13 protein-coding genes are annotated in these 12,357 nt (G+C 62.1%); 3 read left to right on the top strand and 10 right to left on the bottom strand.

What is annotated here, in order from left to right; translation table 11 throughout:
• Positions 1-200: 200 nt before the first annotated feature.
• From PMI16_RS14035 to PMI16_RS14070, 8 genes are all read right to left on the bottom strand, one after another.
• Positions 201-932, bottom strand: a complete 732-nt coding sequence (locus PMI16_RS14035; protein ID WP_007880549.1) for a 2OG-Fe(II) oxygenase — start codon at positions 930-932, stop codon at positions 201-203.
• 120 nt (positions 933-1,052) lie between these two features.
• Positions 1,053-1,895 carry an aldo/keto reductase gene (locus PMI16_RS14040; RefSeq protein ID WP_007880550.1) on the bottom strand — a complete coding sequence of 281 codons (843 nt, stop codon included), beginning with the start codon at positions 1,893-1,895 and terminating at the stop codon, positions 1,053-1,055.
• 60 nt (positions 1,896-1,955) lie between these two features.
• On the bottom strand, positions 1,956-3,203 hold the full coding sequence (locus PMI16_RS14045; protein ID WP_007880551.1) for a phospholipase D-like domain-containing protein: 1,248 nt from the start codon (positions 3,201-3,203) through the stop codon (positions 1,956-1,958).
• A 30-nt stretch (positions 3,204-3,233) separates the two neighbouring features.
• Positions 3,234-3,875 (bottom strand): MotA/TolQ/ExbB proton channel family protein, encoded by a 642-nt coding sequence (locus PMI16_RS14050; RefSeq protein ID WP_007880552.1) that lies wholly within the window; start codon positions 3,873-3,875, stop codon positions 3,234-3,236.
• A gap of 64 nt (positions 3,876-3,939) precedes the next feature.
• Positions 3,940-6,339: a TonB-dependent receptor gene (locus tag PMI16_RS14055; RefSeq protein WP_007880554.1), complete on the bottom strand. Its 2,400-nt coding sequence runs from the start codon at positions 6,337-6,339 to the stop codon at positions 3,940-3,942.
• 68 nt (positions 6,340-6,407) lie between these two features.
• Positions 6,408-7,142, bottom strand: a complete 735-nt coding sequence (locus tag PMI16_RS14060) for an energy transducer TonB (protein WP_007880556.1) — start codon at positions 7,140-7,142, stop codon at positions 6,408-6,410.
• Positions 7,139-7,546 carry an ExbD/TolR family protein gene (locus PMI16_RS14065; protein WP_007880564.1) on the bottom strand — a complete coding sequence of 136 codons (408 nt, stop codon included), beginning with the start codon at positions 7,544-7,546 and terminating at the stop codon, positions 7,139-7,141. Before PMI16_RS14065 ends, PMI16_RS14060 begins: the two co-directional genes overlap by 4 nt.
• Before the next feature lie 115 nt (positions 7,547-7,661).
• A complete protein-coding gene (locus PMI16_RS14070; RefSeq protein ID WP_007880565.1) occupies positions 7,662-8,231 on the bottom strand; it encodes a hypothetical protein in 570 nt (189 codons plus the stop codon).
• Positions 8,232-8,438: 207 nt separating this feature from the next.
• Here PMI16_RS14070 and PMI16_RS14075 point away from each other — a divergent pair, with 207 nt between their 5' ends.
• Positions 8,439-8,801 carry a transcriptional regulator gene (locus tag PMI16_RS14075; protein WP_007880571.1) on the top strand — a complete coding sequence of 121 codons (363 nt, stop codon included), beginning with the start codon at positions 8,439-8,441 and terminating at the stop codon, positions 8,799-8,801.
• Positions 8,802-8,922: 121 nt separating this feature from the next.
• The gene (locus PMI16_RS14080) at positions 8,923-9,678 is read left to right on the top strand and encodes a CDP-diacylglycerol diphosphatase (RefSeq protein ID WP_007880573.1); all 756 of its coding nucleotides are present in this window, start codon (positions 8,923-8,925) and stop codon (positions 9,676-9,678) included.
• Between the two features lie 34 nt (positions 9,679-9,712).
• On the opposite strand, the gene PMI16_RS14085 is transcribed toward PMI16_RS14080, so the two are convergent.
• A complete protein-coding gene (locus tag PMI16_RS14085) occupies positions 9,713-10,153 on the bottom strand; it encodes a MerR family transcriptional regulator (protein ID WP_007880575.1) in 441 nt (146 codons plus the stop codon).
• 116 nt (positions 10,154-10,269) lie between these two features.
• Here PMI16_RS14085 and PMI16_RS14090 point away from each other — a divergent pair, with 116 nt between their 5' ends.
• Entirely contained in the window at positions 10,270-11,328 is a 1,059-nt protein-coding gene (locus PMI16_RS14090; RefSeq protein ID WP_007880578.1) for an SDR family oxidoreductase, read from the top strand.
• A gap of 11 nt (positions 11,329-11,339) precedes the next feature.
• On the opposite strand, the gene PMI16_RS14095 is transcribed toward PMI16_RS14090, so the two are convergent.
• A complete protein-coding gene (locus PMI16_RS14095; RefSeq protein ID WP_007880579.1) occupies positions 11,340-12,347 on the bottom strand; it encodes a GlxA family transcriptional regulator in 1,008 nt (335 codons plus the stop codon).
• Positions 12,348-12,357: the final 10 nt, after the last annotated feature.

Here is a 12,357-nt window from a genome sequence, read left to right on the forward strand (position 1 = left end):
CCGGGCGCCATCGGGGAGCCGGCGACCGCACTGGTCGGCCCGGCCGTGGCGAACGCCCTGTTTGCCGCCACCGGCAAGCGCGTACGCAAGATCCCGCTGTCGCCGGACAACATCAAGTCAGCCTGACCATAGCGGCGGCATCAAGGCACTCTCGTTCACGGCGGGAGTGCCGTTTTTATCCGGACAGCCGCGACCGGCACTTACAGCGCATCATGAAAAATCACGCCCACCGCATAGCGATTGCCTGAACGTAAACGGCTCACGCCGTGACGCATCTTCACCCGGTAAAAACCGCGCGTGCCTTGTACCGGCCTCTCGTTGACCGCGAAAACGACGGCGTCGCCCTTGCGCAGCGGCACCACCTCGGCGCGCGACTGCATGCGCGGACGCTGCTCCGTCATGACGAATTCGCCGCCGCTGAAATCGCGTCCCGGGTCCGACAGCAAGATCGCCATCTGGATAGGAAAGACATGTTCGCCGTACAAATCCTGATGCAGGCAGTTGTAGTCGCCGGTCTGGTATTTGAGGATCAGGGGCGTCGGCCGTAGCTGGCCGGCGGTGCGGCAGCGCGCAATGAACTGTTCATGTGCAGAGGGATAGCGCGCCTCGATACCCATGGCCTCGTTCCAGCGATTCGCGAGCGGCGCAAGGTGGGGATAGAAAGCCTTGCGCAACGCGCCGATGATTTCCGGCAAGGGATAGCTGAAATACTTGTATTCGCCCTGTCCAAAGCCGTGACGCGCCATCACCACGCGGCTGCGATAGATCTCGTCACAGGGATAACGCGCAATCAGCGCGTCGCATTCCTGCGCCGTCAGCAAGGCCGGCAAACGGGCGCAGCCGTACTGATTCAGTTCGGCGTCGATGTCTTGCCAGTTCAGCGCATGCGCGCGTTGCGCAATCGTGTCGGTGCGTTCAGCAACGGTATTCATCGGGTCATCCTTTCACATGCCAATCGCACAGTGTAGGAAGACGAGGCCGCGGCGGCACTCCGCCGCTTGCTTTCGAATTCGCCGGCGCCGCTCGTTCAGCCGCCAGGCCTCACGGCGTCATCACAGCATCTCCAGCGGACGGCGCTTCTTGGGCGGCGGGAAGGCCTTGTCGAGTTCGGCGAAATCCGTCGCGCTCAACGCCAGTTCCAGGCTGGCGCGGTTGTCTTGCACATGTTGCAAGGAGGATGCCTTGGGAATCGAAATCACGCCCGGGCGGCGCAGCGTCCATGCCAGGGCGACCTGGGCGGGCGTGGCGCCATGGCGTCTGGCGATGGCGGCCAGCGCCGCCTCCTTGAGGATGCGCCCCTGCTCGATCGGCGAGTAGGCCATGATGGCGACGTTCTGCTCCGTGCAATAAGGCTGCAGGTCGAATTCGATGCCGCGCCGCGAGAGGTTGTACAGCACCTGATTGACCTGCACGTGATGGCCGTTGTCCTGCTCCAGCAATTCGGCCATGTCGTCGTTGTCCAGATTGCTCACGCCCCAGGCGCCGATCTTGCCCTGTTCGATGAGCGTTTCCATCGCGTCGATGGTCGCGGACAAAGGCGGCGTGCCGCGCCAGTGCAGCAAATAGAGATCGATGCGCTCGACCGCCATGCGTTTCAGACTGGCTTCACAAGCCTTGATCGTCCCCTGGCGCGAGGCGTTGAAAGGCAACACCTTGCTGACCAGATAGACCTGGTCGCGGCGGCCGGCAATGGCCCGGCCGACAACTTTTTCGGCACCGCCGTTGGCGTACATTTCCGCGGTGTCGATCAGCGTCATGCCGAGGTCGATGCCTTGCTGCAGGGCGCGCACTTCATCGGCTGCGCGGGCAGCCGACTCGCCCATGTTCCAGGTGCCCTGGCCGAGCACGGGTACGCGGTCGCCGTTGCCGAGAGTAATGGTGGGGATGGGATTCATGGAGGCTCCGTCATGCTGAACTGATTGGACCGAGCCTCCAATGTAGCGCAACTTGTGCCTTCAGGGGTCGGCCTGCTCTTTTCCCTTGACCGGCCGGGGGTAGTTTTTCAGTACGTCGATAGTCTGGGCGTAGGGCGAACTCCAGGTCTGCTCATGCAGTTCGGCCACGCGCCTTGCCATCTTCTCGTTGCGGATCACGACTTCCAGATTGCGCGAGTTGTCGAGATAACCGCCGCTCCAGTTGCTGGTGCCGATCCAGGCGACCTGGCCGTCGATGGACATGGACTTGGTGTGGATCACGCGCGCAAACGGAATGAAGCCGGACGACGCCTGCGGCAGCGTGACGATGCGGATCTCCATGTTGGGCAGGACCGCCAGGCTTTGCAGATAGCGGATCGCCGGTTGCTCGGTGTTCCAGCTCGACACCATCAGCTTGACCTTGACGCCGCGCGTGAGCGCCGCACGAATGGCGTTGTCGATCACCGCATAGTAAGGACGCGTCTTGTTGGGGCCGTAACTGAGCGGGGCATAGTCCAGCAGTTGCACGCGCACCTCGGTCTTGGCCGCGGCCAGCAGGCGCACCAGTTCGGTTTGCGAATCGCCTACGCCGGCAGGATTGAAGGCGTTGGGACTGGCGACCAGGTAGGCGGCTTGTTTGTCGTCGGCAGGCACCACGCCGGCATTGAGCACCGGCACGGTTTTGCCTTGCGCGATCAGCGCCTGCGCATTCCAGTCGGTTTCAAAAATCTGCTGCACTTGTCTGGCAATGGCCGCATCGCTGATGCGCAGGCCGGTCTCGTGGATGTGGCTGAACGAGCGCCAGTCGAAGTTCTGGCTGCCGACATAGGCGCTTTCGCCGTCGACCACCAGATACTTGGCGTGGATGATGCCGTTGCCGGTCAGTCTGGAATAGTCGAGCTGGCGGAACTCCAGATTCGGAATCTGCCTGAGCCGGTCGATGGTGGCCTGATCGGAGGCGAACTCGCCTTTCTTTTCCATCAGGAAGCGGATCTTCACGCCGCGCTGTCCGGCCGCGGCCAGATGCGCGATGATGCCGTCGAGCGCTTCGCCCGGCTTGCCGGCGACGTAGAACTGGCCGAACACGATCTCCCGCCTGGCGGCGTCGAACATGCTGTTCCACACCGTGACCGCATCGCGCAGGTCGGGTGTGGCGAGTGCGGTTTCTTGCGGCACGGTGTGCACCAGCTCGAAGCCGGGGATGGCGAACTCGGCCCTGGCGTTGCCTTGCAAGGCAAGGGTGGCGGCGAGAGCGCAGAGCAGCCGGGTAAAGGTATGCAATGGACGCATGTGGATTGGATGGTCTCGTGGTCGGTTGAATCAGGCGACGTGCAGTTTGCCGTTGTGCGGCTGCGGCTGGTCTTGTCCGGCAATGCGGCCGACACAGGCGCGCAGCATCAGGACCTTCAGATGATCGTTGATGCGTTCGATGCGTTCCTGAAACATGTTGAAAAAGAACATGCCCACCACCGCGATGCCGATGCCCAGCGCCGTCGCATAGAGCGCGGTGCCGATGCCTTGCGACACCTGGCCCGGATCGGACACGCCCGACACGGCCAGCGCCTTGAAGGTGTCGATGATGCCGAGGATCGTACCCAGCAGACCCAGCAGCGGCGCGGCAGTGACGATGGTGTCGAGTATCCACAGCCGCTGTTGCACTTCGCCGCGATGGGCGATGTAGACGGATTCGCTGAAATCCTCCAGGTCCTTGTCGGAACCGAGGTGATGCTTTTCAGCCAGTATCTCCGACACCAGCGCCAACGGCAGGCTGGCGCGCGAGCGCAGCGCATCCGGCAATTCGCGCACGTGTTGCACGGCATGCGTCATGGCCTTTTCCAGCCCGACGGCCTGGCGCAGCGTGTAACCGAAAAACAGGCCGCGCTCGACGATCACGAAGATCGCCAGCGCCGCGCAGGCGTACATCAGGTAAAAAGCCACTTCGTGGAGTAGTTGCATGTTCATGATTACCTCTCTTGCAGATGTTCGGGGCGACAGGTTTGCACCCGTCGCCCATAGGGACTGACGATTAGAAATCCGCCGTTAACGTGACCGAGAACGTACGCGGTGCGCTCACGTAGAACGACGGCGCCGTGCCGGCGATGCTGCCGATAGCCTGTGCATTGGTGGTGAACTGGCTGCCGCTGCCCGAACTCAGGTTCAGGTACTGCTTGTCGAACAGGTTGGAGACGTTGAAGCGCACGGTCGGCTTCTTGATCCATGCCACCGACGGGAAAGTCATCCCCGCGCCGGCATTGAACACGGTGTAGCCGCCGATGGCGTCGTCGTTGACCAGCGTGGTGTAGCGGCGGCCGGTGTACTTGGCCTGGCCGAACACGTACCAGCCGTCCTGCGCGTACTGCAGACTCAGACCGCTCAGCCAGTTAGGCGTGTCGGGGAATTCCTTGTCGGCGGTCGGCAGCGAGTTGCTCGCGTCCCAGCGCATGTCCTGCTTCATCTTGCTCTTGATGTAGGACAGCGAACCATACAGCGCCAGGTTGCGTGTCAGCGCGTAGCCTGATTCCAGTTCGAAGCCCTTGGAGGTGGAATCGCCGACGTTGAAGTCGGTACGATTGCCGGTGTCCGGGTTATACGACGAAGCGATGCGGTTCTTGTAATCGACGAAGAACACCGAGCTGGAGAAGGTCAGCTTGTCGGTCGAATAGCGATAACCAAGGTCGTAGTTCCAGGATGTTTCCTTGTCGACCGGGACGTTGCGCACGGTGCCGCCGGTGGATACGCCATTGACGATCGTATTGCCCGAGAGCAGTGCGAAGTAAGAGAAGTTGCCCGGCGCCTTGAAGTTCTTGGCGGCGTTGAAGAATACCGACCGCGCCTGATCCAGTTGATACTTCAGGCCGAGGCTGGGCAGGAAATCCGAATACGACTTTTGCAGCGTGTAAAAACCGCTCGCGCTCTGGCTTGGGTTGTTGGTGAAGTTGCGGTCGATGCTGGAATAGCGTGCGCCCAGTTGCAGGTTCAGCTTGTCCTGCATCATGCTGATGCTGTCCTGCACGAAGGCCGACTTGCCGGTGCTGATGGTCATGGTGTCGCGATACTGGACGTAAGAGCCGTCCTGGTTCCTGATCCATGCGCCCGAGTTGTTTTGCCATACGTCGGAAGAATTGCCGCTGTTGTCGATGGTGGCGAACGGGCCGGTTTGCTGGTGGCGCGCGCGTTCGTACCAGTAGCCGAACATCAGGCGGTGGTTGTCGAGCTGCTGGTTGTACTTCAGCGTCACGCCCGGACGATAGGTGCGGGTGCGGCTGCCTTCGTAGACGAACACGGTGTCGCGCGTATCGCCGTCGCCGTTGATGTCGCGCACGCCGCCGCCCAGCAGGTTGCCGGCATTGCCTTCGGTGAGCGTCTGCAACTGATTCGCACCGGTGCCGAAGCCGTACCACATGTAAGGATTGACGTCGACGCTGGACGTCGGCGTCAGCTGGAAGTGGGCATTGACGGTGGCCAGGTAGTTGCGGAAGGGATTGAGGTTATAGCCGTAGTAGAGATCCTTGTTGCCGGTGTTGATGCCGGCATTGGCGGCGTAGGTCGAATCGTTTTGCGCGGTGCCGTTGACGCCCGGCTGATGCACCGGCGCCTGGGTGCCGAAGTCGTAGTCGCGGCCGAACTGGGCGATCTGCGCCTTGGTCAGCGAGCGGTAGTTGTTGTTGACCGCCGTGTTGTACATCAGGCTGCCGTCGATGAAGCTGCCGCTGCCCAGGTCGAGCTTGCTGTTGAAGTCCATGTGCTGCTTGTCGGCGCCGCCCTGGCCCTTGAACTTGTCGGCGGTCGTGTTCGAGTACGACAGGAAAAACTTGAACTTGCCGTCGAAGATCTTGCCCGAGTCCACGCGCATGTATTGCTTGCGCAGATTGTTGGAGCCGAAAATGGTGGAGACCCGGAAGCGGCGTTCGTCTTCCGGGCTGCACAGGGTCATGCCGATGTTGCCGCCGGAGGCGCCGACGTGCGGCGCCTCGGTGTCGGTCGAACCTTGCGTGACGAAGACGTCGCACAGATTTTCCGCATCGGTGTATTCCTGCGGATAGACGGCGAAGCTGCCGGAGTCGTTGACCGGTGCGCCGTTGATGGTGAAGCCGAGCTGGTCGCTGTTGAAGCCGCGCACGCGGATGTTGCCGCCGAACAGGCCGGTGCCGTCCTGGTCATACGTGTTCACGCCCGGCAGCAGATTGATCATCTGGTACGGATTGCTGGTGGCGCTTTGTTTTTCCATGTAGTCGCGATTGACCGAGCTGCGCGCCTTCGGCGATTCTTCGGCCTGGATCAGGCCGGTGGCTTGCGGCGTGCCGGCGCTGCCTTGCACGGTCACCTTGCCGACCTCGGTGGCGTCGTCGGCAGCGTAGGCGATTGGGCTGGATGCCATGAAAATGCCGGAGATCAGCAGCGATAGCCGGCTAAGTTTGTGTTGCATGTTCTTACTCCCCTGAAGGTGGTATTGGCGTTGTAGTAAAAATGCGTGGATGTCCGGCGGCTGAGGCCTCAGCCGCCTGGAATGAATTCCAGCTCTGCGGTGAAACGGTGTGTGTTCTCGCCCGCCCAGGTGTTCTCGGGGAAGGCGCTGAAACTGGCGCGGGTGATGGTCTTGCGCGCGGCGTCGTCGAGCAGCATGGAGTTCGATGACGCATCGATGCCGACATCGACCACCGAGCCGTCGCGCTTGAGCACGAACCACAGGCGCACCTTGCCCTGCGGACGCATCTGGCTGGCTTCGCGTCCGGTCGGGTAGCGCTTGATGCTGTTGAGATGCGCCCGCAGCTTGCCGACGTATTCGGCTTCGACGTTCGCGGCAACGGGTCTGGCCGGTGCCGGAGCAGCGACCGGAGCGGGCGCAGGCGTGGGTTGTTGCGGTGCCGGTTCAGCAGCGCGGGGCGCTGTGGCGGGCAATTCAGGCGTCGTCGTTGCTGTCGGCGTGCTCGGTGCAGGCGCATTGACCACCGGTTTGGCGGCCGGCTGTTGAACCGGCTTCGGTACGGGTGGTGGCGGCTGTACGACCTTCGGCTTGGGCGGTTCGGGTGGTTGCACCGGCTTGGGTATCTCCTGCGGTGGCTCAGGCGACATCAGGGAAATCTGCACCGGCGTCTCGTCGGTATGACGCACCAGCTTGACGGTCTGCTGCACGCCCAGCAACGCCAGCGCAACCAGCGCCAGCACCGACGGCATCGTGGCGACGGTCTCGCGGAAGCGGAACAGCAGCGGCGGCGCGTTGGCAATCATGATTTGCGCGTGGCGATGGAAATCGAATCGAAGCCGCCTTGCTTCAACGCATCCATCACGTCCACCAGGCGTTGCACTTCCACGCCGCGGTCGCTATTGACGATGATGTTGAGCTTCTCGCCGTTCTTGCGGATTTCGTTGAGGCGGGCGATCAGGCCGTTGAGCGGCGTATCGACGCCGTCGACCTGGATCGCGTCCTTCAGGCCGATGGTGATGACGGCCTTGTTCTGCGGCTTCAGGTCCTGGGCGGTGCTGGAACTGGGCAGATGGGTTTTGAGGCCGAGCGCAGGAATCACGTTCAGGCTGATCAGCACGAAAAAGACCAGCAAAAACATCATCACGTCGATCATCGGAATGATTTCGACGCGGGCCTTCCGCTTCTTGGGTTCGTCCCAGCTACGCATGACTTGCTCCCGTTACAGATATGACAAATGGCTTATCGCTATAATTTTTATAACGATGCGGAAGCGTAGCGGGGAATTATTTCGTGCGTATTACAAGAAAAGGCAATGCGGAAGATTAGCGATTCGGCAATGGCATGAAAGACAACAAAGTCTTGATCGCGTAGACTACGATCAGCGAGCCGATCAGGTCGCCGATCGACATCACGATCAGGCCGGACCAGAAGTGGTAGGAAACGCCGCGGAAGGCAAACCAGATCAGTTGCAGCAGAGGATTGGACAAGGCGTAGATCAGCACGCACAGCATCAGCCGCGCGGTGGTCAGGTTGGTCAGCGAGCGCCGCAGGTCCATGCCTTCAAGCGTGAAGCGATAGGCCAGATAAGGCGCCAGCGCCGAGATGAGGGCGTAGCCCACGGTAGTGACGGGATCGGCCGGAAACAGGTTGTACAGGCAGGCTGCGAGCAGGGAGGCGACGAAGATGCCGACCAGCGCCGCCTCGGCGAACAACAGCGTGCAGATCAGGCGCACGCCGGCCGGCAGGTAGATCCAGGCGATCCCTTGCGTGAACTCGGTCTGCTTGAACAGCCAGTCGTTGGCCATGTAGGACAGCAGATAGCAAACCGCCGTGACCGTCGCGGTGGCGAGGCCGAGGCGCAGGCGGGCGGAAGGTGTGGGAAGGGTGTCCATAACGGCGCGTATCTTACGCAGTTTTCATGTGTATTTTGTGACGTGCAGCAATACCTGTGGCGAAATCGCCGCGCAGCCGGACGTCGCATAACGCCGGAATTGCCAATTATCGCAGCATTGTCGTATTATCCGTTATGAAATTAAGAACATATTTCAATAAAACCAAGAATTTCTTGCCAGCTATAAACCAAGACAAATATCGTAGCCATGGATAAACCAGCCCGTCCCGCAGACATCTATCTGCGCTTTCTCCAGCTTGCCAACGCGCTGCGCGGATTGCCGTCGCTGTCGTCGCTGGACCCGTTGGAAGATCGTATCCTTGCCTTCATCGCGCAGGCCGGACAGGAGCAGCAGCGCCTGTCGGTGCGCGACCTGATGGCGCAAAGCGAATTCGGCTCGCCGGCGATGCTGCACACGCGTCTGAAATCCATGCGCGAAAAAGGCTGGATCGTGCTGGCCGATACCGACGACCCGCGTCGCAAGCAGGTGGAACTCAGCCAGGCCGCCTGGCTGCATTTCGACAAACTGTCCAAGTGCCTGGTGCAGGCCACCAAGGATCTCGACAAATAAAAAACGCCGGATTGCTCCGGCGTTTTTTGTTTGCACCAAAGCGGATGCTCCGTGCTGTAATCGGCGCGACACATCAGATCGCTAAATTCCCCCTATTGCGGTTCTTCTCCAGCCATTCATCATGCGACTTCTTTCGTTCCCGTTGCTGTCCTGCTTCATCCTGAGCGTTCTCGCGACATTCACAGCGCCAACGCAAGCCGCCAACCCCGACGCGCTGTGGCAGATCGTCAGCGGGCAATGCGTGCCCAGCAGCGAGAAGACCGGCGATCCGCAACCCTGCGTCATGGTCGACCGCGCGCGCGGCTTCATCATCCTCAAGGACATCGTCGGCGCCGCGCAATATCTGCTGATCCCGACCGCGCGCCTGTCCGGCATCGAAAGCCGCGAGCTGCTGCAGGCCGACGCGCCGAACTACTGGCAGTACGCCTGGGAACAACGCCACCGCGTCGGCGAAGCGCTCGGCCGCCCGCTGGAGCCGAGCCAGCTCGGCCTTGAAGTCAACTCCGCCGCCGCGCGCAGCCAGTTGCAGCTGCACATCCACATCGACTGCATGCGCGCCGACCTGCCGCAGGTGTTGTCGGCACATCGGCGCGATCCTCTCGGCAAATGGATGCCGCTGGCGCTCGACGGCCACGTCTACTCCGTCATGCGCCTGAGCGCCGCTGCCCTGCAAACGCAGAATCCGTTCAAGCTGGCGGCCGCGCGCAGCGCGCATGCCGCGACGGCGATGGGCGCGCAATCCCTGCTGCTGACCGGGGGGCGCTTCGACGACGGCGACGAAGGTTTTTATCTCATCAACATGCCGGTCAACTTCGACAAGGGCGAGGAAGGCAGCGCCGAGGTCTTGCTCGACCACGGCTGCGCCATTGCGAAGTAGGTTCGAACCCGCAGGCCATTTCCGAGCGATGCACTCAGCGCATCGGTTTCTTCGCCGGCCGCGTAGCGGGCGTATGCAACTGCGTCTTCATGCGTTTGGCCATCGCCGACGGGTCGATGCAACCGCCGGTTTCCCAGCTTTCGATCATCGTCTGGCGCATCATGCGCAGATCCTGGCGCTGCGTCTGCAGTGCGGCGATCATCTTGTCCATCTCGCGCAGCCGCTCATCGACGCTGTGCAAGGTGCCATCGTCGGGACCTGCCGGCGTCGCATCGAAAAAGACGCGGACGCTGTCCAGCGGAAAACCCAGGCTCTGCGCAATGCGGATCACGTACACGCGCTGCACGTCGACATCCGAATAACTCCGATAGCCGTTGCTGCCGCGTTCCGGCGCCGGCAGCAGGCCGCTGCGTTCATAAAAGCGGATGGCCGACGCCGTCAGGCCGGTCTGTTCTGCGAGTTCGCTGATTTTCATGGGATTGTTTGCGTGCCTGATCTGTGTGCTTGACCTTCAACCTGACTTCAAGCTTAGTATCCCTGTGATCCGGCGTCCAGCGGAATTCCGCCACGCCTCACACTGAAAGGAAAATCATGGCGAATGGAACGAATTGCGCGGACGGAGAACTGGTATTGGTCACAGGCGGTTCGGGATTCATCGGCGCGCACTGCATCGTACAATTGCTGGAGGCGGGATACCGCGTGCGCACCACCTTGCGGTCATTGTCCCGCGAGGCCGAAGTACGCGCGATGCTTCACGCTGGCGGCGTGCAATCCGACGCCGGACTGAGCTTCGTTACCGCCGATTTGCTCAAAGACGCCGGCTGGGCGGAGGCCGTGGCGGGATGCGCCTTCGTCTTGCACGTCGCCTCGCCGTTCCCCGCCAGCGTGCCGAAGCATGAGGACGATCTGATCGTGCCGGCGCGCGAAGGCACGCTGCGCGTGTTGCGCGCGGCACGCGACGCCGGCGTTCGACGCGTAGTGCTGACTTCCTCTTTCGCCGCCGTCGGTTATGGTATGCCGGACACGTCGCAGCCGTTCACCGAAGAAAATTGGACCAATCCGGACGCGCCGCAGGTAGCCGCCTATTACAAATCCAAGACCCTGGCCGAGCGCGCCGCCTGGGATTTCATCGCCCGCGAAGGCGGTGCACTGGAGTTGTCGGTGGTCAATCCGGTCGGCGTCTTCGGCCCGGCGCTGGGCGCGGATGTCTCGACATCGATAGAAATCATCCGACGCATGATGGACGGCGAAATGCCGGGCCTGCCGCGCATCACCTTCAGCATCGTCGACGTGCGCGACGTGGCGCAACTGCACTTGCTGGCAATGACCGACCCGGCGGCGACAGGCCAGCGCTTCCTGGCCGTCGCCGGCGAGAGCATTCCCCTGCAGGAAGTCGCGCGCATGTTGAAAGCGCGGATGGGGAAAGCCGCCGCACGCGTGCCGACGCGCCTGCTGCCGAACTGGTTGCTGCGCGTGCTGGCGCTGCTGGATCGTTCGGTCGCGCTGGTGGTGCCAGAGCTGGGCAAGGTGCGTCAGGTCAGCAACGACAAGGCGCGCCGCGTATTGGGCTGGGCGCCGCGCTCGAATGAAGAGGCCATCGTGGCGAGTGCGCAGAGTTTGCTCGCGCTCGGCCTGCTGAAAAAGAAGTAGCCCAACAGTTCTTAACGCGAAAAACGCTTGCGATAGTCGCGCGGCGCCACGCCGAGGTTGCGCTGGAAGGTGGTCCGCATTCTTTCTTCATCGCCGAAACCGCACTTGTCGGCGATCTGATCGATGTTGTGAGAAGAGTCTTCCAGCAAACGGCGCGCCGCCTCCAGGCGAAATATCTCGACCGCCTTGGCCGGCGTGCGACCGGTTTCCTGCTTGTAGGTGCGGGCGAAATTGCGTGGGCTCATGCGCGCGCGTTCGGCCAGTGCTTCGACGGTCAGGTTCCTGCTGCCGAGATTGTTGCCTATCCAGGTGTGCAGTTCATCGAATGCGGAACTGCCTTGCGTCTGCGATTGCAGCAGTTCGCTGAACTGTGCCTGGCCGCCTGGGCGCTTGAGGAAGACCACCATCTCGCGCGCCGCCTCCATCGCGACTTCGCGTCCGCAATCCTGCTCTACTAGCGCCAGCGCGAGATCGATGCCGGCGCTGACGCCGGCCGAAGTCCACAGCGTGTCCTGCTGCACGAAGATGGCGTCGCGGTCGATCTCGACGGCGGGAAAGCGTTCCGTCAGCATGTCGCACATCGCCCAGTGTGTCGCGGCGCGCCGGCCGTCCAGCAAGCCTGCCTGCGCCAGCAAAAAGGTGCCGCTGCATACCGACGCCGTGCGCCGCACTGCTGAAGACGCCTGCTGCAACCAGCCAATCAGCGCTTCGCAAGCGTCCAGCACCTGCACGATATGCGGCGAGCCCGGCACCACGATGGTGTCGATGTCGGCGAGGTCGAAGTCGGTCATGCGCGCGGTATCGATGGCGGCGCCTTCCGCGGTGTGCATCAGCCCGCCCGCAAGGCTGGCGATATGGCGCAGGTAACCGGGCAGGCCGCGTTTTTCCATGGCTTTGGACGCCGCCCAGAACACCGTCTGCGGCCCGGTCGCATCGAGCAGGCCCATGTCCGGATAGGCGACGAAGAGTATTTGGCGCGGCTTGACGCGATGTGGCAGGAATTCAGGGATATGTGTCATTTCCGCGAAA

The sequence above is a fragment of the Herbaspirillum sp. CF444 genome (assembly GCF_000282135.1).
Lineage (GTDB): Bacteria > Pseudomonadota > Gammaproteobacteria > Burkholderiales > Burkholderiaceae_D > Herbaspirillum.

What these genes read in the sequence shown, in the direction of transcription:
- PMI16_RS14045 (WP_007880551.1), bottom strand. Translation starts at nt 3,203, where the DNA reads ATGCGTCCATTGCATACCTTTACCCGGCTGCTCTGCGCTCTCGCCGCC.
- PMI16_RS14035 (WP_007880549.1), bottom strand. Translation starts at nt 932, where the DNA reads ATGAATACCGTTGCTGAACGCACCGACACGATTGCGCAACGCGCGCAT.
- PMI16_RS14090 (WP_007880578.1), top strand. Translation starts at nt 10,270, where the DNA reads ATGGCGAATGGAACGAATTGCGCGGACGGAGAACTGGTATTGGTCACA.
- PMI16_RS14055 (WP_007880554.1), bottom strand. Translation starts at nt 6,339, where the DNA reads ATGCAACACAAACTTAGCCGGCTATCGCTGCTGATCTCCGGCATTTTC.
- PMI16_RS14060 (WP_007880556.1), bottom strand. Translation starts at nt 7,142, where the DNA reads ATGATTGCCAACGCGCCGCCGCTGCTGTTCCGCTTCCGCGAGACCGTC.
- PMI16_RS14095 (WP_007880579.1), bottom strand. Translation starts at nt 12,347, where the DNA reads ATGACACATATCCCTGAATTCCTGCCACATCGCGTCAAGCCGCGCCAA.
- PMI16_RS14040 (WP_007880550.1), bottom strand. Translation starts at nt 1,895, where the DNA reads ATGAATCCCATCCCCACCATTACTCTCGGCAACGGCGACCGCGTACCC.
- PMI16_RS14080 (WP_007880573.1), top strand. Translation starts at nt 8,923, where the DNA reads ATGCGACTTCTTTCGTTCCCGTTGCTGTCCTGCTTCATCCTGAGCGTT.
- PMI16_RS14085 (WP_007880575.1), bottom strand. Translation starts at nt 10,153, where the DNA reads ATGAAAATCAGCGAACTCGCAGAACAGACCGGCCTGACGGCGTCGGCC.
- PMI16_RS14070 (WP_007880565.1), bottom strand. Translation starts at nt 8,231, where the DNA reads ATGGACACCCTTCCCACACCTTCCGCCCGCCTGCGCCTCGGCCTCGCC.
- PMI16_RS14050 (WP_007880552.1), bottom strand. Translation starts at nt 3,875, where the DNA reads ATGAACATGCAACTACTCCACGAAGTGGCTTTTTACCTGATGTACGCC.
- PMI16_RS14065 (WP_007880564.1), bottom strand. Translation starts at nt 7,546, where the DNA reads ATGCGTAGCTGGGACGAACCCAAGAAGCGGAAGGCCCGCGTCGAAATC.
- PMI16_RS14075 (WP_007880571.1), top strand. Translation starts at nt 8,439, where the DNA reads ATGGATAAACCAGCCCGTCCCGCAGACATCTATCTGCGCTTTCTCCAG.